The sequence below is a fragment of the Dyadobacter sp. HNCC25DJ186 genome (genome assembly GCF_056895235.1).
Map to the genome: position 1 here is coordinate 88,480 of NZ_JBXHAS010000010.1, position 23,587 is coordinate 112,066.

The window sequence follows — 23,587 nt, forward strand, 5'->3', positions numbered from 1 at the left end:
GACAAATAATTTCCGGGCCAAAAAAATTTCATCTAGCTACGAGAAATCCCTTCAACAGCTCTGATTACGAAATGGTGATATACAAGATAAAATAATAATATACAGGTGACAACAGGAAGGCCACTTGGCGCAGGTTATTAATTTTACATTCCATTAAGGAATAATATAGATTTAAAAATAAAAAACTGTTCAGCGTTTCCGTTACTATCCTGACCATTGCGCACTGCATATTATCTTTTCTGACACATGATAAAAGTTAAATTCCTAATCATTATTGCTTTGGTAGCCTCACTTGCTGCCATCAAACCAGATGCTAGACCAACATTATACCTTATCGGAGATTCAACGGTAAAAAACGGATCGGGAAAGGGCGAAGACAGTCTTTGGGGCTGGGGGACTGTTTTACCTCAGTTTTTTGATACAACTAAAATAACGATTGAAAATCATGCGATCGGAGGCAGAAGCAGCAGGACTTTTATAACAGAGGGTCGTTGGGACAAAGTGTTATCGAAATTGAAAAAAGGTGACTATGTCATCATGCAGTTTGGGCATAATGATAGCGGTGCAGTCAATGACACTTTACGCGCCAGAGGTAGTTTAAAAGGTGTTGGAACTGAGACAGAAGCAATTGATAATCTGATCACTAAAAAACACGAAATCGTTTATACTTACGGCTGGTATATGCGCAAATACATCAACGAAGCCAAAGCAAAGGGTGCGATTCCAATTGTTTGTTCACCAGTGCCACGTAATATTTTTAAAGATGGAAAAATAGAAATTCCGGAAACCGGCTATAATGTCTGGGCGGAGCAGGTTGCGCTTTCTAATGGTGCCTATTTTATTGATCTGTACAAAATTGTCGCACGTAACTACGATGCCATTGGGCAGGAAAGAGTGAAAAATGATTTTTTCACGCAGAAAGATCATACGCATACCACCAAGGCGGGTGCAGAAGTCAATGCAAAGTCGGTAACGGATGGCATTCGCCTTTTGAAAAAATCCGATCTTAAAAATTATCTGCTTCAATAAAACCTCCTCATTTTTTATCTAGAAATCATGCAAAGACGAGAAGTTTTAGGCATTATCCTGGCAGGAAGCGCATTGACGAAAGTGTGGGCTTTTAATAGCAATACGGATTCAGACAAAAAAGAACTACTTAGAGACCTGCGTCTTGCAAACGAGTATTTCGTAAAAAAATGGCCTGATACGGGAAAGTCAATTATCACCAATCGCGAACGGCCAAGTAATATCTGGACACGTGGTGTGTACTATGAAGGACTTATGGCGCTTCATAAAATTGATGATCAGAAAAGTTACTACGAGTATGCCGTATCCTGGGGCGAAAATCATAAGTGGGGCTTGCGTAATGGAATTCAGACCAGAAATGCGGATGACCAATGCTGTGGACAGACATACATTGATCTGTATTTAATTGATAAAAAAGAAGAGCGTATTAAAGATATCAAGGCATCAATTGACTTGATGGTTGAATCCGACAAAGTTAGCGACTGGACCTGGATTGATGCTTTACAAATGGCGATGCCGGTGTTTGCAAAATTGGGTGTGATCTATCAAGACAACCGCTATTTTGAAAAAATGCATGCGTTATACACACATTCAAAAACAAGGGAAGGCGGTTCGGGATTATATAATCCGGAGGAAAAACTATGGTGGCGTGATAAAGATTTTCTTCCGCCCTACAAAACACCAGCAGGAAAAAATTGCTACTGGTCGCGTGGGAATGGATGGATTGTGGCCGCCTTGGTCAGAGTTTTGGATATTATGCCAATGAACGCGCCGTATCGGGGTGAGTATGAAAAAATGCTGCTGGATATGTTATCTGCGCTGCTTCCATTGCAACGTGAAGACGGTTTCTGGAATGTCAGCCTTACTGACGAAACCGATTTTGGCGGAAAAGAATTGACTGGGACAGCTCTTTTTATTTATGGTATGGCCTGGGCAATCAATACCGGTCTGGTTAAAAACAAGACCTACCATACTTCCATTTTCAAAGCCTGGAAGGCAATGAAAAATGAGTGTCTGCATAAGGACGGTTTTTTAGGATTTGTTCAGGGAACAGGCAAAGAGCCGAAAGACGGACAGCCTGTGACCTATACAAGTAGACCGGATTTTGAAGATTATGGCCTGGGCTGTTTTCTTCTGGCAGGAACCGAGATTTATAAAATGAAGTAAAAAGGATTCGCCGGAGGGTTATAAAGATCCCCTGCGAATCATATAAAATGGATTTTTGACCTTAATTTGCTGTTTATTTAAAATCAAAGATGCAGCGGAACGGCCCATCGTTTCAAAATCCGTCGTAATGACCGTGATGTCCAAAAGCTCCTTCAAGGTGGTTTCATTAAAAGAAATAACCCCAATTTCTCTTCCCATCGTATAGGCCGACTGACGCGTTTTTTTTACAAGTTCTGCAAGATCATTTTCTTCAACAACAACGTATGCAGTACCAGGACGAATGATTTCATCGTTGATACTTTCCTTTACGTCAAATTGTTTATTGTAATTGATGCAATAATTTTTGAACCCTCTTATGATTTCTCTTGGGTAATTTCCGTCAAATGGAAAAATCAGAACGAGCCTTTTGTAGTTATCAAGCAGGTCATTCGCACTTTCCAGAGAACCAAAAATATCCTTATCAAAACTTTGGTGAATACTCAAAGTCGGCTGAATTAATTCAGGAATATCTCTGTCGAGCAAAACCAGTTGTGAAGAGGGAATACTACGAATCGTAGTCATATAATCCTCTTCCTCAGCCGGATTGAAGTGCGGCATAATGACATAGTGATTATAATTGCCCAAGTTTTTCTCTATAATTTCTTTAAACCGTTTGGCACTGTAATGATGGATTTCCAGATCTACAACAGCCTGATCGCCAAGCGCCTTGATGAAGGAATAATAAATGATCTTTTTATAAGAACTTAACTTATTGAAAACCAATAAAATCTTATCCTTTTTATCACCGCCCGACTGCACATAATAACCTTTTCCCTGTACCGAAGTGATATAACCCAGATTACGCAACTCCCGGTATGCCTTTTCAACAGTATCGCGAGCCAGCAAATAATCAACGCTCAGTTCACTTATAGAAGGTAATTGTGTTCCTTTTTTCAAAACCCCTCTGTCAATATCGGTTCTGATCGACTGCACGATTTGCTTGTACTTTGGCATTTTATCTTCCGGATCAAACTGCATCTTGAAAGCAGCATCAGTATCCTGAAAATACACATCCTTAAAGACAAAATTTTTAGTGCCAAGATTAGCTCGGGCAGTGGAATATCCGGTCATACTTCCAATAATTTAATTGAACATTTCTAATACAATCCGATTCTGTCATGGGTGCCCAAATGCAAATCGGTAATGTATAATAGCCAATAAATAATCTGGAAAGTCCAATTGGTCAGACTATTTTAATGCAATCGTTATCGGGAACGTTGCCAAAATATATAACATTGAAGATAATATTGTATAAAACATCGGCAATATCTGATAATACCGAGAATTATACGACAGGCAGATAGAATTGATCTTAGACTATTATCATTTATTAGTGACGGCGGGAAGCATTGAACGTAAACCTTACCCCTAAATTCAGGTTAATAATTTCCCGGGGGATATCACTTTCAAAGATGCTGATAGAAGGGGTATAACTCACAAAACCCTTGACTGTTTCCGATCCTGCACTAAACCGGAAAGATGGTTCCCAATAAACGACAAGGGAGCGATCAATGATCCGTTTCACACGTTCGAAATCATACGTAGCAAGTAATGTGGTACTTTTCAAATTATAATCTACCCCGGAAAATCTGGAACCGATGCCAAATTCCAAGTTTTTTCTGGGATGTGTGTAACTTAACGAGGGTTGAATAAAAAATTTGTTCATATTTAGCTGAACACGTTCTTCCCGATCATAGCGTACTTTATAATCACCTTTACCTCCGCCGCCAAATATTTCCAAAGCCCAGTTCTGATTTTCTTCCAGTTTTGTGAAATATCCGAGGCCGGCTTCTAGGTACCGGCTTGTTGTATATTCCCGTTCGCTGTAATTCGTGGATGATTCACGACTGCCAGTCAATGCACCATTCGCCATGATACCAACATGAGATGTGATAGCATAAGCCGCCTGTAAGTCAGCACCTTTCATAATCCATCCGCCGCCAAAACCTGCATCAACGCGCATATCATTCCGCTCCCTGAGATTCGGGATATTTACTTTATTAGGTGAATAATAATAAGGTGAACAGCCACAAAGTAAGGCCGCTGTGCAGAGGATTAATGTTGAAGATATTTTCATGGCTGTCTATATTTGGTCACGAATACACGTTATAGTAACCGAATATAAACAAAATTTCAGACTAAAATTATATTGATTAATGAGATCCTAATCAGTTTTTCTTAATCAAATGTTTTATATCATCTTTTGTGCCAAGCCAGAAGGCAATTTTCTGGCGATTCCAGGTATAGGTAACTGCAACGGAATCCCCCCAGCTGATGATAGCCGGATAAGAAAATTCGTCCGTCTTTTTCCCGGTTTCAATATCAATTTTATCTTTCCAGGTTTTTCCGTTATCAAACGATAAACCAATGGATAACGGCGACCGGGAGCCCCAGTTTTTTGCATCAGGATTGTAGGCGAGCGCGAGCGTGCCGTCGGGGAATTGAGTAAGATCTATCCCGCTGTTTGGATTTGGGAGTTTGGTATCATAAATCGGAGTCCAGGTTTTCCCAAAATCCTCAGAGTCACTTCTTCCGATTATTCCGCTTGTCGTTCTCACCAGCATATGCACTTTTCCGGGTTCAGTTTCCCATAAAGTTGGTTGAATTGCCCCTTTGCCTTTGATCTCGCTCGTGTCTATTTTGAAATAAGAAGATGCTTTCCAAGTCTTGCCCTTATCCTCACTCCTATCCACAAACACCTCCCAGCGTTTGATCTCATTGGATGCACCGGCAAGCCAGGTACCGTCAGAAAGTACGAGCAGTTTATTTTTCACAGGTCCTCGCCCGCCCTTGTCGCCTTTGACAAGCTCATAGGCATCTGACCAGGTTTCTCCGTTATCACTCGACTTTTTCACCCATGTTTCCCAAGATGGAATTTCTTTTCCCACTTTAAAATAAAGATAAATGGTACCATCTTCTGCAAGCTGTAATACAGGATTCCAGTGCGCGTCTTCCCTGATTTTTGCGACTTCTTTCGGCTCGCTCCAATTTCCAGGTCTGCCTTTTGAAAGCCAAATTCCTACGTCAGGATCTTTTTCTTCGGTACCTCCAAACCACGCAACCAGAAACTGACCATCCTTCAAACGGACTAGCGTCGAGGCGTGACATTGTGCAAAGGCACGTTTATCACCAAAAACAAAGTCCTTCGAGATTGCAGCATTTGTTGAATCCCCTGTTCCGGACGATTCAGATTGTTTGGAGTTACACGCAGCAAGCAGCGATAAAATGGAGAATGACGCAAAAACAAGGCGGCTATACAAGTTCATATTGTTGTTTCATAAAGCAAGATCTGGATATTACTAGTACGCCGGATAACGGAAAAAGGCTATTTATCTTAGCACCTTTTTTAACTCCTCGATCACCATGGAGGGGGATTCTTCCTGATACAAAATCCTGTATACAGCGGTCGTTATCGGCAAGTTCACGTGTAATGTTTTGTTTAATTCGAAGATACTTTTCGTCGCATAATATCCCTCGGCAATCATTTTCATTTCCAACTGCGCGGCTTTTACGCTATATCCGCGGCCGATCATATTACCAAATAATCGGTTTCTACTGAACTGAGAATAGGCAGTAACCAGCAAATCGCCAAGGTAAGCAGAAGTACTTAACTCACGTTCCCGAGGATCCAGACCGGTTACAAAATGACGAATTTCCTGCATGGCGTTGGAAACCATCACGGCCTGAAAATTATCGCCATTGCCCAAACCATGGGTAATACCACAAGCCAGAGCAATAATATTTTTCATAACCGCTGCATATTCCACACCATATAAATCGGCGAGCGGATGCGCGGTAACAAACCGGCAAGTCATTAATTTAGAGAAATCCTCCGCACAAACGGCATCGGTTGAAGCAATGGTCAGGTATGACTGTTTTTCCAGTGCAACTTCTTCGGCATGGCACGGACCGGCAATGACGGCTATATCTTTCAGCGGGACTTTGTATTTTTCAGAAACCCAATCCGTCACGAGAATATTTTCCTCAGGAATCATTCCCTTAATGGCAGAAACGACTCGTTTCCCCTTCAAATGAGATTCATTCAAATCCTGTAAAGATTCCTGAACAAAGGCGGCGGGAATAGCCAAGATTACGTAGTCAGCTCCTTTTACCGCTTCACGTGTTTTTTCAAATACTTTAACCTTTTTAGGTGAAAGATAAACATCGCTGAGATAACTCGGATTGTGGTGAAATTTTCGGATATGCTCAATATCCTTTCCATTCCTAAGCCACCAGCGGACCTGAATATGCTGCTGTTCACATAAAATCTTGATGATCGCGGTGGCCCAGCTGCCTCCGCCTATTACTGCTACTTTTGTATTACTCAAAAAACTCATGCTGTCACCGAATACAATGAATCAGAGTTAAAATCTGATATCCTGTTAAAGAAAATAACGCCAAAAGTAAGGTTTTCTTCCCACTCGTAGCCCATTCTACTGTACTGCCAGCTTCACTATCTTTCCTGCGCGGTAATTCGCGAAGTAAACTTCACCCTTTGAATCCTGACCAAAAGTTGATATCGACCCTCCGTATTTCATCAGTAGTGCATTGCTTTTTACCTGATTTCCATCCACCTCCAGCGCCCATATCCGGCCACTGACGTAATCTCCATAAATATACTTCCCAACCAAACCTTTGATCGTTTCACCTCTGTAAACATATCCGCCTGTGATCGATACGTCGCCATTTGAGCGGCCATAATCAAGAACTGGCTCAATAAGTCCTGTTGCGTCGCAGTTGGAAGAAGGGCTGTAACAATCTTTTCCTTCTTTAATTTTCCAACCGAAATTTCCACCTTTGGTAATCAGATTGATCTCTTCTTTTACATTCTGACCAACGTCAGCGACGAAGAATCGGTCAGAACCCGTATCGAAACTCATTTTCCAGGGATTTCTTAATCCATAAGCATAAATTTCTTCAAGGGACCCATTGGCATTTCCAGCAAAAGGGTTGTCGGCTGGAATCCCATAATTTCCTTTTGTTGTAGTGTTAACGTCAATTTTTAAAATCTTTCCCAGATAGGATTTCATATTCTGAGAATTGTTCTGCGGATCACCACTTCCTCCTCCATCACCGGAAGCAATGTATAAATAACCATCTTTTCCAAATTCCATAGAACCTCCGTTGTGGTTTGGAAATGGTTGATTATAAGTCAATAAGATAGTTTCGCTGGAAATATCTGTTGTGTTTGCCGTAGGCGTTGTTGCTTTATATCTTGCGATAACTGTTTGCAGTGGGTTCGCACGGGTATAGTTAACGTAGAAAAATCCGTTCGTCGCGAAATCCGGATGGAAGGCAAAACCTAACAAACCTAATTCGCCGCTGGAAGTAACCTTACTTCTGATATCCAGAAAGTTAGAACTCGCAGATGTTCCGGCTGCATTATCGAATACTTTAATAACGCCCTGTTGTTCCGCAACAAAAAATCTGTTTGATGCGTCAGGGGATTGCCTGATATCTACGGGTGATGTGAAAGTAAGCGAAGGAAAGGCTTCAACTGCCTGGATTGTTTCAACTGTGCCTGCCTCACCTTCATCGTTGTCCTCATCTGAGGATGAGCACGCCGATGTTAATCCAATCAGGATCAGGGAAAACAGAAATGGTATGTGTATATTTTTCATATCGCTGGTTTTTTATTAATGAACGTTGCGGTATTTGATTTGTTTTCCTGGCGAAGTATAAAATACTATGCCAACTGGATACATCAGTCGGGCAATAGAGAAGCCTTTGCTGTGCGTGTTTGTCTGGAGGCTTGAATTTTTCTTTTGAGGCGGGAGACAAAAATTTAGGCCTTTGTAAACAAAGGCACGCCGGTCATGGTTACGCGTTGCAAACGCTTAACCATGACCGCACCGATTACAAATCGGTGCGAGCGGCATACTAAAGCAGGTGCTGCCAGATTACATCGTACACATCAACCGCTTGTATTTCCTTATTTACTGCCTGGTCCGTAACTAGGATTGGAAAATATTCTCTCGGGACATTTACGCTTCCGTGAGAACCTTTTACCAAAGTCGCATCTAACGGAATAACATCCATCAAGTATCTAAACCCTAAAAGTTTTCTGCCGAGCTTGTAACCTGCACGAAGTTTGATAAATGGATTTTTGGGATCCATGAACATTTCGACAGGGTCATATCCAGGTTTCTTGAAAATCTCAACCAGATGTGCAAAATCCGGTGCTTTGGCATCGTCCAGCCAATAGTAATAAGTAAACCAGCTATCGGGTTTTGCAACCAGGACCAGATCGCCTGATCGATCGTGATTTAAGTGATATTCCTTTTGCTGCTCTTTATCTAAAACCAGATCAATTCCGGGTGTTGCCTTTAAAACTCTGACAACCTGCTCTTTAACTGAGGGATCATTCAGATATACATGAGCGATCTGATGATCGGAGGCGGCGAAGGCCTTGGATGCGCCAGCGTCCAGCAGTTCATACCAACGTTCAGTTCTTACAGAAATAAGGCCTTCTTTTCGAAGAATCCGGTTTATATCAATATGATTATTAACCGGATTGATACCATATTCCGAAAGCAAAATAACCTTCGCGTTTTTCGCTTCGTAAAAAGTAACCAAGTCTTCAACAACCTTATCAATTTCACCAAGTTCCTTACTGATTTTGGAAAAATCCGGGCCGAACTTTTGAAGACAATAATCCAGATGAGGAAGATAGATCAGTGTTAATGTCGGGTTATGTTTTTCGTCGACATACATGGAAGCGTCTGCAATCCAGCGTGTTGATTTTATATTAGCATTTGGCCCCCAAAAACTAAAAAGAGGAAACTGACCTAATTTTTCCTGTAATTCATCTCTGAGTTTCGGCGGATAAGCATAACAGTCGGGCGCTTTCACACCGTCGGCATGATATTGCGGGCGCGGTGTTACTGAGAAATCAGCGGTTGAATACATGTTATACCACCAAAACATTTTTGAACATGTAAAGGTTGGATCCACTTTTTTAGCTGCATCCCAGATTTTATCCGCCTGAACCAGTTTGTTAGATTGTTTCCAGAATTTTATTTCCGAGTCGTCCTTATCATACCAGCCATTGCCTACAATTCCATGATCTACAGGCCATTTTCCTGTAATATAGGTACTTTGCGAAGTAGTAGTAACAGCAGGAAGAACCGGTTTTATGGAAGTTAAATGGCGTTTTTCAATATATTTTTTTAAAAACGGAGTATGCTCACCAATTAAATTAGCACTTAATCCTACGATATCAATGACAACAGTTTTTTTCATTTTGGTCTTAATTTTGAAGCTAATTCAGTAGTGAATTATTCAAGATAATTATCCAATAAGAGGAGGCTCCTACGGAGCCGTGGATTACTGAATGATGGACTGTTCTATAAACAGGTGGCTCCAAAGGAGCCGAAAATTTCTAAACATCAAATCTTTTCCATAAACACATGGCCCAAAATAATTCATGAGATTTAATGGCCATCAATTAATTCTTTAAACACAACGCCTAAAATAATTCATGAGATTTATTGGCCATCAAGAAGGGCTAAAATAATGTATCAATTCATTGGCAACCAGTCCATACTTAACAAACGGAGGCCTTAAAAAGCAATCCTGAGATCTCCGCAGCCAATAAATTTTATAAATAGAAAGCCTAAAAGGAATCTTGAAATTTCTTGGTAACCAATCCATTCTAAAAATAAGAGCACCCAAAGGAGCCAGAAAATAGCTAAAAAATATAGAGGCCCTAAATAGTGATTCAGAAGTTTAAAATATTAACGACATTTCAACTCTCCACCATTAACAATTAACCCTTAACAATTACCCATTAAAAAAGCACTTCTTTCACCCATTCCATTTCCCGGACAATTGATTCACCAATCGGTTTTTGTATATCTTCCGGAAGCACACCCCAGGTATAGGTTTCTACTTCTAAACAGGGGGCAAATGGTTTCTCTTTATGAATTGCCAGCGTTTTAATAATCGCATTTTGCGTGGAATCGAGCGCGCCGTAGGATTCTATGAACAACGGAACATGGAAATGAACCCGCCATTCTTTCTGTTCGCTTTCCTTATAATCTGCTATTGCTTCGGGGAGATCAGGATAATATTTTTTCCCATTGTCATAAGTTTGCGCTACCACCTGATGCAAATAAACGGGCTCATCGAAGGCTTTGATCGCGTTGAATTTTGTTTGAGCATCTGAAGAAAAATCAACTTTTAACGCTGAACTTACCTGTATCCGCCCAACCTTTATTCCAACTTCGTCCAGTCTTGCCAAGATATCTTCAGGCTCTTCATAAGCCACTGCGGCGTGGCAGATATCGTAACAAAGACGGATATAATGTAAAATAGTCTCCTTGCTTTTTCCTTCCGAAAAACTGTATTTCTCTTTTAGGTAAGTAATGCCGATCGGTAAAAGATCATGCCTATACCAATTTACAAAATCCACCGTATTATCTAAAATCCCGTCAGGTTCAGGCTCTATATGCAGGTGTAATATTTTCCCTGATTCTTTTTCAATCATTATTAAATGATCAACAACTGTCAGGATATTTCTAGTGGCAATCTCAATGGTGTTTTTTTTCTCTTCTTCTGTTTTCCACCACAAGCGATAGGATAAAGGAGGCGTTGAAACGCCACCCTCAGTATTTTCCGGAATGATTTGTGAAAGAATTGTAAAAAGACGTTTGGTATATTCCACCCGGTCAGAAGTTGTCCAATCGGGCGTATGCACATCATCTTTGACGCGTGTCGCATGAAAACCGCCGTAGGGAAAGCCATTGATTACAGTAACGTAAACGTTCTGCGCTGTCAGCCATTTTTTAAATTCTGAAAGGCGGTCAGGTTTGCTCAGCTCGATTGATGCTTCATTTGCGATTCGCAATCCCAGCGCAAATGGTTTGCCGGGAGCTAGCTGCTGTCTTATGTATGGAATATTTTCTTGTAATGCCTTAAAATGATCGTCCCATTGTTCGCCGGGATGAATATTGCTGCAATAGGTTAGGTGTCCGTATGGGGTAATCATGATAGCAGGTTTAGGGAAAATTATTTTAACGCGAACGAAAGTTTTTGACAGGCAGATCAACCTTCTGCCATTACCTTTTTTTCAGCATGAAATTTTTCCAGAACATCAACAGATTCTGCAATGATATCGGCGTCCATTTCATGCACTTCCACACCCTTCCCTATTTTTTCCAGAAGCATAATCGTGAGCCTTCCGCCCAGGTGTTCACGGAATTCATGTAAGCCGTTACGCAGATTTATCTTATCATTTTCAGCAAGTTTGACATGATACAGATCAAAACCCAGCTTTACCAGCACATTGTAAATCCTGTCTAGATCGGCATCCGAAAGCATACCGATCTTGTTGGCATATACACAATCGAGGGCAATGCCAATCGCCACAGCTTCACCGTGACGCACTTCAAAATCGGTCAGATATTCAAGTTTGTGAGCTGCCCAGTGGCCAAAATCCAATGGACGGGAAGAACCAAATTCAAATGGATCGCCGCTTCCAATATGCTCGGTATGCATTTCTGCACAACGATGGATCAGATAAGACATCGTAGCTTCATCACGCTGGGCGAGCGAAACGACATGTTCTTCAATCCACTCAAAAAATGATTTGTCTTTAATCAAAGCCACTTTTATAGCTTCTGAAATGCCGGAACGCCAGTCACGATCGTCCAGTGTTTTTAAATACGTAAGATCATTGAAGACAGCTACGGGAGGGGCAAAGGTTCCCAGGAAATTTTTCTTGCCGTGAAAATTGATACTGTTCTTCACGCCAACACCTGAATCGTTTTGGGATAAAACAGTAGTCGGAATCCGGATCAGTTTAATTCCTCTGTGTGAAACCGCAGCCGCGTAACCAACAAGATCAAGCACCGCGCCTCCGCCGATACCCACTACGAAAGAGTGGCGGTCAATACCATATATATCAATAGCTTGCGCCAGCTTTTCGAATAAATCCGGGTCATTTTTTGATGCTTCACCACCAGGAACCACAATAACATCTTTGGCAAGCTGGATATGTTTCACCTGTGTTGCAAAATAATTTTTGATAGCATCCGACAATTCAGGGTGGTGCGAAAGAAACCCACCATCGATCACAACCAAAACTTTACGCTGAAATCCCTGTTCTTCATAAGTGCTAAAAAAGTCACTTAATTGATTATTAACGGTGTCAAAAAGATTATTGGTAAAAAAAATAGAATAATTGTATTCTACTTTAAAGCTCTGTTTTATGGTTTGCATTTTAAAAAACAATAATGAATGACCGAATGTCGGGTTGACTTATTTCAAGCCTTTTTCCCTGTATTCTATTTTATGTTACCGCGAAAACGCGGGCTAAAAGAATCGATAATGGCAACAAAACAAGAACCGCCAATGCAACAGGCCAAAGCCCAAAAGCCATACACCAGGATGCATTCATGACGATCAGAGAAAGCACACCAGCCTTCACAGCTTTCCCAATCAAAGGCCCGACAGGATTCTGGATCGCATTATATAACGGACGACCGATAAGCCAGGCATGAAGAATAACGAAAGGAAGTGCAAAAAGAATATTCCCTTGCGTTTGAGCAATATATAATTGTGCCAACAAAACGACAAGATATAGAAAGACAGCAATGTAAAGCGTTCTCCTCTTGCCGCCATGCACCTCATCCTGACTGATCAAGGTAATTGCCGCAATGTATGCAATAGGTAAAATGGCTATCAAACCCCACTGCTGAAACGATTCAGGCAAAACGCTCATCCCCAGAAGCAGGTTTCCACCGCGACACATGCCCATTGTCAAGGGCCCAAAAAAGACGTGATGTTTTGCAAAACGATTATATAAAACCGTCAAAGCCGCAACGACTACCGCAATCATTCCGCTTTGAAAACTAAATAAAGCAGCCGCCAAAACGCCTCCGAAAAGCAGGGTCATTCCGAGCATCGTCGCAGCCGGAAGCGATACTTTCCCGCTTGGGATCGGACGTTCAGGCCTTTCAATGGCGTCAAGTTTTGCGTCAAAAACATCGTTCATCACCACACCTCCGCCATACAGACCGAGCGTTGATATAACCAGTAAAACCGGATTAAAACTTGAAAAAGTAAATTGTGCTATCGCCATTCCAGCCAGAATATCAGCTACGGCGGTTACCAGATTGGCTGGTCGTGTTAATTGCAAATAAGGTTTTAAATCAGCCACTTTTATTGGATTACGAGGGAATCTTTGGAAACGTCAGGTTGCTGACCTCCGCGTAAAATTGAATTACCATGAAACTTTTCCGTTTTTTCAACTGACAGTCCGCTTTCAAAATCAGAAACATCGATCTGGCCGCTTTTTCCAAATGCATCGATCGCATTCTGGTAAGTTACCAAACGAATGGTTTCGTCTGATATTCCCCTCATTTTCATAAGTGCAGCTGTTTTTGGAAGCGCCAGCGGATCAGAAATCCCCCAGTCGGCGGCAGAATTTACCATAATACGCTCAGGTCCATACTGTTCAACTACTTTTACCATCCTTTCATTACCCATTTTTGTAAAAGGATAAATCGTAAAGGCAGCATAAAAACCCTGATCCAGCACACTTTTTACTGTTTCTTCATTATTATGGTCAATTGTTACCCAGGAAGGATCCAGTCCATGTTCCAGCGCAATTGCCATACTTCGCTCCGTTCCACGTTTTTTGTCGCGGTGCGGCGTATGGACCTGAACTGGTAGTTTTGCCTCTTTTGCCAGTTCAAGCTGCAAACGATAATATTTTTCTTCGGCTGCTGTCTGATCGTCGAAACCAATTTCTCCAATACCTACAACGCCTTCTTTGTAAATATACAAAGGCAGGATTTCCATCACCTGTTCAGCCAGTGCCTCATTATTTGCCTCACGGGAATTCAGTCCCATGGTGCAGTAATGTTTGATACCAAACTGGGAAGAACGGAAACGCTCCCATCCAACCAGGCTGCTGTAATAATCTTTAAAACTTGAAAGTCCTGTACGCGGCTGTCCGACCCAAAATGAAGGTTCGATCAAAGCGACGATACCCGCTTTTCGCATCGCCTGATAATCGTCAGTCGTACGCGAAACCATGTGGATATGCGGGTCAAAAAAACGCATCCCCTGGATCAGTTCATTATATTCGCTCCAAGCCATTTCTTTATGAGCAGGAGCATTTGCCAGTCCGTCGCCTTCCTCAAAATGTGACGGATTGGGCGCGCTACTATCTTTGCAATGTTGGCACATAAGTATTTAAATCTATAAATTCGAGATTGGACCAGGTCAGAGCACATTCGTCAATTGATTTTTCAAATTCCGGATACGTTGACAATAAAGCTTTCGCAGGGGCATATTCGGAATTAGCACAAGCCAATGCTGCCGCTTCCCGGTTTACCAGCTGATCTGAAGCAAATAAATACTTCATGTCAGATAAAAGTGTCTCGTCCATAAATTTACTTACCAGACGCCACACATTAGGTGCCACGGAACGACCGGCAGCCCACCGCTCATGGGCGAAATCAGAAAGAATCAGTGCAAGATTTTTATTTTCTCTTTCCTCCAATCCAGTGATATAGTGTATCGGTTTGTCATTAAAAATAGTTTTCATAACCAATTGGTTCCAGGCCAGTTCGCTGAAATAATTAGAGGGATAAGGATTGTGCAAAGCAATTGCATCAAAGACAAAACCCATATTGGAACGAACTGCATCGGTGGCGCGGAAAAGCCATTGCTCGGGATAAGACAAAACCGGCAACGCAGAATAAAGCGCAACCAGCTCATTCATTTCCGCCGTATCAAAAAGCGTATCTATATTTTTAATAAAAACGTCCTTATCAGTATCATCAAGTTGTGCCAAAAGCCAGACCCTCGCGGTGCGAACAAGGCTCCATCCGGTTATTGAGAATCCAGGAATTGCATCTTTCAACTTCACTTCCAGCTCCTTATCAACATTTACGATTTTTTTTGTTAAAAATCGGGGTGAGGCAACAAAGGCAGTCATCAGCTCAATGGCAGGTGCCTTACCCTTTTCTATCAGCCAACCGGATTCTGTCTCCGAAGTATTCTGGCTGATAACTTCCCAGAGCGTTGTCTTAATAATGTGAGACATATAAAATAAATTTCATTCAGGACATCACTGCCCTAAATTTTTAAGAAAATGGGTTACGGTTCAGTCGTTACTAAAACACTAAATTACGAACACTGGTTTACTGTTAACATTATTTATTTCCTGATTTGTGTCAGTTTAAGCACTGACGCGAGAAATAAAAGGAAAATATAATTTACAATTTGTATCCAAAAGTTACTAGAAATCGAACTCGATAATTTCCTTATCATCCAAAAGATATGCTGTCAGCTCTTCGTGGGTTTGAAGTGAGCCCTGCAAAAGCCAGCTCCCGGTTATATAATTACCCGACCGGTTTTGCTCCGCCCCAAGGATAGTCATCCCAAAACGTTTAAAAACAGCTTCATAATCTTTCAGCGTCTTTTTCTGGTAAACACACATCAACCGATAACTTTTGATCTGATTTTTGTTCCTGATCCACTTTTGAAAAGGTGTTAAAATTACCAAAGACATCCCCGCAACCAAAAAAGCATACAGCGCGATAACATAATAACCGGCACCGATCGCCATACCCAACGCAGCGGTTACCCAAACGATGGCTGCGGTCGTGATACCGACCACACGATTATTTTCCCGAAAAATAATTCCTGCACCGATAAAACCGATACCCGTTACAATATTCGCAGCAATCCGTCCTGCATCCCCACTAATCCTGATGGATATTAGTGTAAAAACGGTGGAGCCAACGGCAATTAAAATCATGGTCCTCAACCCGGCCGACTTACTTCTATATTCTCTTTCAGCACCAATAACGGCGCCTAGCAGAAATGAAAAAAGTAATTTGTAAAGGTCCTCGGTAAAAAAATCCATTTGATTTAAGTCATCCATTTATATGATCGAAAGCCGGAAGCTTTTTAGATCTTCCGGCTTTCGGGGTACCAAATATAACTATTCTTATGAATTCATTAATTCTTCAATTTCCGACGCCTCGATCGGAATATGAGCCATCAGGTCTACATTACCGTCCGCGGTGATGAGAATATTATTTTCCAATCGTATCCCCAGACCTTCTTCTTTAATGTAAATACCTGGTTCACAGGTAAATACCATTCCAGGTTCAAACCGACGGTATTTATTTCCTACATCATGAATATCAAGTCCCAGAAAGTGGGAATTGCCATGTGGAAAATATTTTTTATAAGCCGGCCATTCCGGATCTTGTTTTTCAATATCGTGTTTTGTGATCAATCCTAAACCAAGCAGCTCACTTTCCATGATTTTCCCAACTTCCACATGGTATTCATCCCAAAGTCCGCCTGTTACGAGCATGGCTTTTGACGCTTTGAAAACTCGTAAAACAGCATCATAAACATCACGCTGACGTTTTGTAAACCGACCATTCACAGGAATACTTCTCGACAGGTCGGAACCATAATTGGCATATTCGGCAGCGACGTCTAAAAGTATCACATCGCCGTCTTTGCAAGGTTTGTCATTTTGGACATAATGCAAAACACAGGCATTTGCACCGGATGCAATAATCGGCTGATAGGCAAAACCTTTTGAACGGTTCCTTATAAATTCGTGCAGCAATTCCGCCTCAATCTCAAATTCTTCTACGCCTGGTTTCACAAATTTCAAAAGTCTTTCAAAACCCAATTTTGTGATATCACAAGCCTTCTGCATCAAAGCGATTTCCTGCGGCTGTTTGATCGCACGCAAGTGATGCATTAAAGGCGCAAGCCGAACCAGCTGATGCAGCGGATATTTTTCTCTAAACTCATGTACAAAACGTCCGTCACGGGTTACTACCGGTGAGTCGTTGCGGGTGTGCTCGTTAGCGTTCAGGTATACATTTTCAGCTTCGTAAACGATGTTCCTGAAAACGGTTTCATATTGATGTGTCCAGAAAATCGTTTTAATCCCCGATACGTCACGGGCTTGCTCTTTGGTTAATTTTTCGCCTTCCCAAACCGCAATCAGTTCATTGGTTTCGCGGACAAACAAAACTTCCCTGAATTTTTCATCGGGATGTTCCGGAAAAACAAGCAGGATTGTCTCTTCCTGATCGACTCCCGTAAGATAAAAAAGATCCGTATTCTGACGAAAACCCATCGAACCATCCGCATTTGTTGGCATGATATCATTTGAATTCAAAATGGCCAGCGATTTTGGTTTCAGCAAACCGGACAGCCTGCGACGGTTTTCTATGAAAAGGTTTTTATCTATGGACGAATAACGCATAAACTCTATTTTTTTGTAACTGGTAATTTAATTTGTAAAATTACGTTTTACTTCTTAATTTAAATAGAAGAAAAGTAAAGTGACGCTGCTCTGGTCGGGATTAACACGTTTGACAAAATCCAGAAGGGATGGCATTATTTTAGAAAAGATAAATTATTGCAAGATTTAAACCTGAAAGGGTGGTATATCCAGATCTTTACTGAATGTGGCTTCAATATTCGGTTTGCATATATTGTCAAAGAACAACAACCTAACAACTTAAATAGTAGATGAAGAGATTATTTTTACTGGCGTTATTATGTATTCCCGGACTGCTTTCTGCACAGCCAAAATACTGGATCTATTTAAAAGACAAAGACTTATCTAACAAACCAGCAGTTTCTCAGACAACGCTCGAAAACCGTCAGAAATTTGGCAATCCCTTATCTGATGAGACTGACCTTCCTGTGCGTGACACCTATCAAAAAATATTGAAGGAAAATGCTGTCCATATTGCCAACCGTTCAAAATGGCTAAATGCAGTTTCGGCGGTTTTGACTTACGATCAGGCCGAAAAGGTTCGCCAACTGGGATTTGTAAAAGAAGTTATTCCGATGACTTCCGGTTTCTACATTGCACAAACGCAGCCCGTTGAAAAAGCGCAAATGGCTCAGGTAATGTCGCAGGTGCAGGCCACTGCTTTCCAAAAAGCAGGAATAAACGGAAAAGATGTTACGATTGGCGTGATCGATGCCGGTTTTTACGGCGCCGATTCCTCCCTTGCCTTGCAGCATATTTTTAAGAACAAAAGAATCTTGGGCATCCACGATTATGTTAAACCGGGAAGATCCGGGGAATTGCTTTTTAGTACCGCTGAGTCATTTTCCGATATGCACGGCACGGAGGTGTTAGCTGCCATTTCCGGAATTGACAATCAGGAACAGATGCAATACGGACTTGCGCTAAATGCTAAATTCTATCTGGCGCGTACCGATTATTCGCTGCGTGAGTGGCGCGGCGAGGAAGATAACTGGATTGCTGCGATAGAATGGATGGACAGCCTTGGCGTTCGGCTAATCAATACTTCTTTGGGTTATGCCAAAGGATTTTCTGATCCGAAAGAAAACTATAAACCATCCCAGATGGATGGAAAAACGAGCGCGATCACACGTGCCGCGCAGATCGCTTCTGACAAAAAAGGAATGATGATCGTGGTTTCAGCCGGAAACGAAGGCGAGGACAAAAGCTGGGAAATTATCTCAGCGCCTGCGGATGCGAGAGGCGTATTATCAATTGGCGCAACCAATGCAAAACTTTGGAACCGGATTGGTTACAGTAGCGTAGGCCCCGAATTTTTAGAATACGTAAAACCAAATGTTTCCTGTTACTCGCTATACGGAACTTCGCTTTCCGCACCCGTTATCACCGGTTTTGCAGCCTGTCTGATGCAGGCAAACCCGAAATTAACCAACAGGGAACTGATTGATCTTATCGAAAAATCAGCTCACTTATATCCTTATGGAAATAATTTCGTGGGTTATGGCGTACCACTGGCTTCCCGCGCGCTGGCGCTCGCAAAAGCCCCTTATTTGCCTAATCATTCAAAAATTGTTGCAGCAAAAGGACGGACTTGTGAAGTGGACGTGACTACAGACGAAAACCTTGTTGCTATTTACCGCAAGAAAAATAATAAGGACGTTATGTCGCAGCAGACAGCGAAAGTTCAAAATGGCAAAATTTCACTGAAACGCCAGAATGGTGAGCATTTCACGACGATTGACCTGAAAGATTACGCGGTGGAAGTGCAGTGGAATTAGCTGTTAGCTTTTAGGTGTTAGGCATTAGTCCGCTGAGACATTCGACAAAATTAAGAACTCGTTCGACTGTTCGAACGAGTTCTTTTATTTCTCAGGGTGAATCACGCAGTCGGGCTTCCTCAAAATCCAGCTCTCGCTCTCGGGCTTTTAAAATTTCGTCGGAATAAATTCTTTCTCTTCTCAACTTCTGAAGCTCTTCTCTTTTAATCGCTACAATTTCAACCAGCATTGTTCTGTATTTTGGCAAAAAATCTGCTGTTGCGCTTTTGTTCTCCTTTTCCACCAAACGATTATTGGCATTTTCAATCATACGTTCATACCGTTCTTTCAGACGGCTGAATGCCTCAATCATCTGAACGTCCTCCCCATAAGACGACTGCATATGGCTCAAACTGGCTGTCGCAAGGCGCAAACGCACCGCAATTTCCTGTTCTTCTTCGTTGCCCCGGTCATCCGAAATATTCAGCCATTTGATCAGATATGGAAGACTTAATCCCTGCAAAACCAACGTAACAAGAATAACAATAAATGTGATGAACAGAATTAAATTACGCTGAGGGAACGCCTCGTTACCATTGGCCAGCGTCAACGGGACAGCCAATCCGGAAGCTAGCGAAACTACCCCACGCATACCGCTCCACGCAACAATAAATACAGGCTGCCAGGACGGCCTGTCCTCTTTTTCACGGATGCTTGCACTTAACATCCTTGGCAGATAAGTACTTGGGAAAACCCATATAATTCGGATCAATATGGTTACGATACTGATGACCACAGCATAAAATACAGCTTCCCCAATTGAATTATTCCCCAGCCCGTCCATAATATCAGGAAGCTGCAACCCGATCATAATAAAAACAATACCATTCAACAAAAACACGACTGTTTCCCATACATATTGCGATTGCATCCGGGAGTTATATGAGAATATTTCATTCGATCTGTAACTAAGAAATAACCCGCCGCTAACAGTCGCAAGGACGCCCGAAAAGTGAAAATGTTCCGCGCTGATATACATCAGGTAAGGAGCAATTAATGTCAATGCGGTGTCGATACTGGATGTTGTCGGAAAAGATTTATGTACCAGATAAAGTATATAACCGATCGATACGCCAATGACAACGCCCATGATGGCAACTACAAAAAAATCCACACCTGCCTTCCAGAAAACAAACTGGCCAGTCATTACGGTGGCTAACGCTACACGAAAAACAATCAAAGACGATGCGTCATTGACAAGACTTTCCCCTTCCAGAATCGTAACTACACGTTTTGGAATTTTCAATCCCTGAAGAACAGAGGTTGCAGCCACGGCATCCGGAGGCGAAATAATTCCACCCAGAACAAAACCCATCGCCAGCGTAAAATCCGGGATCATGGCATTGGACAGATATGCTACGGCAGTCGCAGTAAATACAACCAGGCCGATCGCCAAAAGCCCGATTGGTCTTTTAAAATACCAAAAATCCTTCCAGGAGGTATTCCAGGCAGCAAAATATAGGAGCGGCGGTAAAAACAACAGAAAAACCCAGTCGGGTTCGAGCGATATATGGGGTATTCCCGGAATGAAACTGATTAATAAACCAGCAATTACCAGAAATATCGGGTAGGAAATCCGTAGTTTTTCACTCAACATGGTGAGCATTGAAACCCCGAACAAAAGTGAAATAACGATTAAAAGATTATCTTGTACCGTATCCTGAGCCATAAGCCAAAGGGACATTTTAACTAAATTTTTGGAATGAAATATAATAAGGAGTCTGTAATATTACGGAATTTAGATCGTTTTCAAGTGATTTTAAATCATGTAAAATTTTGACGTCAACCACAACTTAGAATGATTTTTCAAATTAATTAGCAAAACAATTGATAGATTTATTTAACTTTAAAACTTTGCATAGAATATAAAAAGCAGCGCGGCTGCTCAAAAATTTTATGTAATGAAATTATCAAACCTAATCCCTTATAGAATATGAATGCTTCTCGTAGAGATGTTTTAAAAATGGCTGGCGTTGCCTTAGCAGGTAGTGCTTTGCCTACAATTACAATCCTAAATCCAAACAAAGCTTTCGCTGGCGATATCAATGCAGATACGTTAAAAATAGGCTTGATCGGTTGTGGAGGACGCGGATCCGGAGCTGCTAACCAGGCTTTAAAAGCGGACCCAAATGTTGTTTTGCATGCAATGGGAGATATTTTTCCTGATAAATTGCAGTCTTCACTGGAAAACCTGACGAAAGTACATGGTGCAAAAGTGAAAGTGGACGATGGTCATAAATTTGTAGGATTTGACGCTTACAAAAAAGTTTTGGAATCGGGTGTTGATGTAGTAATTCTTGCTACGCCTCCACATTTCCGTCCTGAACATTTAACAGCTGCGATCACGGCCGGGAAACATGTTTTCTGTGAAAAACCCGTTGCTGTTGATGCGCCGGGCGTGCGTAAAGTTTTAGACGCAGCGAAATTGGCAAAACAGAAAAATCTGTCATTGATGTCCGGTTTCTGCTGGAGATACCATGAACCAAAACGCGCTAGTTTTGGAAAAATCCTTGATGGAGCCGTTGGTGATATTTCTGCAATTTATAATACTTATGATACCGGCACTTTGTGGTCTTTCCCGCGCGTACAGGGCTGGACGGATGCGCAGTATGTATTACGTAACTGGACTTATTACACCTGGCTTGCTGGTGACCATATCGTGGAACAGGCTGTGCATAGTATTGACATGATGTCTTGGGCGATGGGTGGAAAATTACCGGTTTCAGCAACAGGAACAGGTGGACGCCAGGTCAGAACGGAAGAACTTTTTGGTAATATCTTCGACCACTTCGCGGTGACTTATGAATATGAAAACGGCGTAAAGGGCTTCCATCATTCAAGACAGCAGGCAAATTGTGAAAACAGTTATCTTGTTGAAACGATCGGAACAAAAGGAAGAGCAATGGTAAACTGCGCACGTAACGTTCACGAAATTTACGGCCAGAATCCATGGAAATATGAAGGAAAACAGAATGACATGTACCAAACGGAACATGACGAATTATTTGCTTCAATCCGCAAAGGAACTCCCTTGAATGACGGCGAGTTTATGGCGCAAAGTACGCTTTTGGCCATCATGGGAAGAATGGCTGCATATACCGGAAAGCGCGTAACCTGGGAAGAAGCGATGAATTCTACGGAAAAACTGGGACCTCAGAGCTCAGCAGATTTCAGCTTTGATATGAAGCCTCCGATTGTTGAAGTTGCCAGACCTGGTATCACGTCATTCTCGTAATTTGACTATGCAGAGAAGAGAATTTCTTAAAAATACTGCATTTGCGACGGTTGCAACTACTGGTGCCGTTATGGGAATGGACTCTTTAACTGAGGCCATTGCCACACCGGCTGCAAACCTGGCCAAACCTATGATCAAGAAAAGCTTGAAGTGGGGAATGGTGAAAGAAAATTTGTCTGTTATGGACAAATTTAAAATGTTGAAAGATATAGGTTATGACGGCGTTGAACTGGATTCGCCGGATAGTCTTGATATGAAAGAAGTGCTCGCAGCAAGGGACAAGACAGGACTGGAACTTCCGGGAACTGTCAATTCTATGCATTGGAAACTTCCATTGTCAGACCCGGATCCAAAGAAACGGGAAGAATGTGTAAAATCCATCGAAAAAGCACTTTGGGATACGAAACAGTATGGTGGAACTACGGTTTTAGTAGTCCCGGGTGTTGTCAACGCGACCGTCACTTATGCCGAAGCTTATGAAAGGTCTCGTGCTGAACTCGCGAAACTGTTGCCGATTGCCGAAAAGACCGGTGTAAAAATCGCTCTGGAAAATGTCTGGAACCAGTTTTTGATCAGTCCTATCGAAGCGGCTAAATATGTTGACGATTTTAAAAATCCAATGATAGGTTGGTATTTTGATGTGGGCAATGTACTTCGTTATGGCTGGCCGGTATCGTGGATTGAAGTGCTGGACAAGCGGATCCTGAAATTAGACCTTAAAGAATTCAGTTTTAAAAAACAGAATGACCTTGGACTTTGGAAAGGATTTGACGTAGAATTTTTTGAAGGCGATTGTAATTGGCCGGAGGTAAATAAAGCACTGCAGAAAATCGGTTATTCAGGCTGGGCATCTGCCGAAGTTTCCGGCGGTGACCGTAAAAGATTACAAACCATTAAAGATTTTATGGATAAGATTTTCGCCGCATAATTTTTTATTAAGAATATTAAAACGAAACCCCCGGAATTAGTTTCCGGGGGTTTCGTTTTTCAATTTTACAGAAAAATTTTACTTATGATTGTCACTTAATG

Annotated in this window: 19 protein-coding genes; 5 read left to right on the plus strand and 14 right to left on the minus strand. The window is 41.8% G+C overall.

The features are described from left to right. Positions 1-246: 246 nt before the first annotated feature. Both AC1XUO_RS23815 and AC1XUO_RS23820 read left to right on the plus strand, forming a co-directional pair. Positions 247-1,029, plus strand: coding sequence for a rhamnogalacturonan acetylesterase (locus AC1XUO_RS23815; RefSeq protein ID WP_483332341.1), 783 nt, complete (start codon positions 247-249; stop codon positions 1,027-1,029). A gap of 27 nt (positions 1,030-1,056) precedes the next feature. Then, complete coding sequence (locus AC1XUO_RS23820) at positions 1,057-2,193, plus strand: glycoside hydrolase family 88/105 protein (RefSeq protein ID WP_483332342.1); 1,137 nt, start codon at positions 1,057-1,059, stop codon at positions 2,191-2,193. 18 nt (positions 2,194-2,211) lie between these two features. Here AC1XUO_RS23820 and AC1XUO_RS23825 read toward each other — a convergent pair whose 3' ends face one another. The 13 genes from AC1XUO_RS23825 to AC1XUO_RS23885 form a co-directional block, all read right to left on the minus strand. Continuing rightward, a complete protein-coding gene (locus AC1XUO_RS23825; protein ID WP_483332343.1) occupies positions 2,212-3,303 on the minus strand; it encodes a GntR family transcriptional regulator in 1,092 nt (363 codons plus the stop codon). A gap of 259 nt (positions 3,304-3,562) precedes the next feature. Beyond that, entirely contained in the window at positions 3,563-4,309 is a 747-nt protein-coding gene (locus tag AC1XUO_RS23830; RefSeq protein WP_483332344.1) for a hypothetical protein, read from the minus strand. Between the two features lie 91 nt (positions 4,310-4,400). Further along, positions 4,401-5,498, minus strand: coding sequence for a sialidase family protein (locus AC1XUO_RS23835; protein ID WP_483332345.1), 1,098 nt, complete (start codon positions 5,496-5,498; stop codon positions 4,401-4,403). Between the two features lie 63 nt (positions 5,499-5,561). Beyond that, positions 5,562-6,569: an NAD(P)H-dependent glycerol-3-phosphate dehydrogenase gene (locus tag AC1XUO_RS23840; protein ID WP_483332346.1), complete on the minus strand. Its 1,008-nt coding sequence runs from the start codon at positions 6,567-6,569 to the stop codon at positions 5,562-5,564. Between the two features lie 96 nt (positions 6,570-6,665). Beyond that, a complete protein-coding gene (locus tag AC1XUO_RS23845; RefSeq protein ID WP_483332347.1) occupies positions 6,666-7,853 on the minus strand; it encodes a PQQ-dependent sugar dehydrogenase in 1,188 nt (395 codons plus the stop codon). 259 nt (positions 7,854-8,112) lie between these two features. Beyond that, a complete protein-coding gene (locus tag AC1XUO_RS23850) occupies positions 8,113-9,474 on the minus strand; it encodes an alkaline phosphatase family protein (protein WP_483332348.1) in 1,362 nt (453 codons plus the stop codon). Positions 9,475-10,021: 547 nt separating this feature from the next. After that, entirely contained in the window at positions 10,022-11,221 is a 1,200-nt protein-coding gene (eboE, locus tag AC1XUO_RS23855) for a metabolite traffic protein EboE (RefSeq protein ID WP_483332349.1), read from the minus strand. A 56-nt stretch (positions 11,222-11,277) separates the two neighbouring features. Beyond that, positions 11,278-12,453, minus strand: coding sequence for a 3-dehydroquinate synthase (locus AC1XUO_RS23860; protein ID WP_483332350.1), 1,176 nt, complete (start codon positions 12,451-12,453; stop codon positions 11,278-11,280). Between the two features lie 70 nt (positions 12,454-12,523). Beyond that, positions 12,524-13,393 carry a UbiA-like protein EboC gene (eboC, locus tag AC1XUO_RS23865; RefSeq protein ID WP_483332351.1) on the minus strand — a complete coding sequence of 290 codons (870 nt, stop codon included), beginning with the start codon at positions 13,391-13,393 and terminating at the stop codon, positions 12,524-12,526. Positions 13,394-13,395: 2 nt separating this feature from the next. Continuing rightward, positions 13,396-14,427, minus strand: coding sequence for a TatD family hydrolase (locus tag AC1XUO_RS23870; RefSeq protein ID WP_483332352.1), 1,032 nt, complete (start codon positions 14,425-14,427; stop codon positions 13,396-13,398). Next, positions 14,405-15,289, minus strand: coding sequence for an EboA domain-containing protein (locus AC1XUO_RS23875; protein WP_483332353.1), 885 nt, complete (start codon positions 15,287-15,289; stop codon positions 14,405-14,407). The genes AC1XUO_RS23870 and AC1XUO_RS23875 overlap by 23 nt, the downstream gene beginning before the upstream one ends. 195 nt (positions 15,290-15,484) lie before the next feature. Further along, positions 15,485-16,114: an MgtC/SapB family protein gene (locus AC1XUO_RS23880; RefSeq protein WP_483332354.1), complete on the minus strand. Its 630-nt coding sequence runs from the start codon at positions 16,112-16,114 to the stop codon at positions 15,485-15,487. Between the two features lie 84 nt (positions 16,115-16,198). Next, positions 16,199-17,488 carry an aminopeptidase P family protein gene (locus tag AC1XUO_RS23885; RefSeq protein WP_483332355.1) on the minus strand — a complete coding sequence of 430 codons (1,290 nt, stop codon included), beginning with the start codon at positions 17,486-17,488 and terminating at the stop codon, positions 16,199-16,201. Positions 17,489-17,757: 269 nt separating this feature from the next. On the opposite strand from AC1XUO_RS23885, the gene AC1XUO_RS23890 reads away from it, so the two are divergent. Next, the gene (locus tag AC1XUO_RS23890; protein WP_483332356.1) at positions 17,758-19,284 is read left to right on the plus strand and encodes a S8 family serine peptidase; all 1,527 of its coding nucleotides are present in this window, start codon (positions 17,758-17,760) and stop codon (positions 19,282-19,284) included. A gap of 91 nt (positions 19,285-19,375) precedes the next feature. On the opposite strand, the gene AC1XUO_RS23895 is transcribed toward AC1XUO_RS23890, so the two are convergent. Further along, entirely contained in the window at positions 19,376-21,007 is a 1,632-nt protein-coding gene (locus tag AC1XUO_RS23895) for a Na+/H+ antiporter (RefSeq protein ID WP_483332357.1), read from the minus strand. A gap of 279 nt (positions 21,008-21,286) precedes the next feature. On the opposite strand from AC1XUO_RS23895, the gene AC1XUO_RS23900 reads away from it, so the two are divergent. Further along, entirely contained in the window at positions 21,287-22,558 is a 1,272-nt protein-coding gene (locus tag AC1XUO_RS23900) for a Gfo/Idh/MocA family protein (protein WP_483332442.1), read from the plus strand. Between the two features lie 7 nt (positions 22,559-22,565). Continuing rightward, positions 22,566-23,486: a sugar phosphate isomerase/epimerase family protein gene (locus AC1XUO_RS23905; RefSeq protein ID WP_483332358.1), complete on the plus strand. Its 921-nt coding sequence runs from the start codon at positions 22,566-22,568 to the stop codon at positions 23,484-23,486. Positions 23,487-23,587 lie beyond the last annotated feature (101 nt).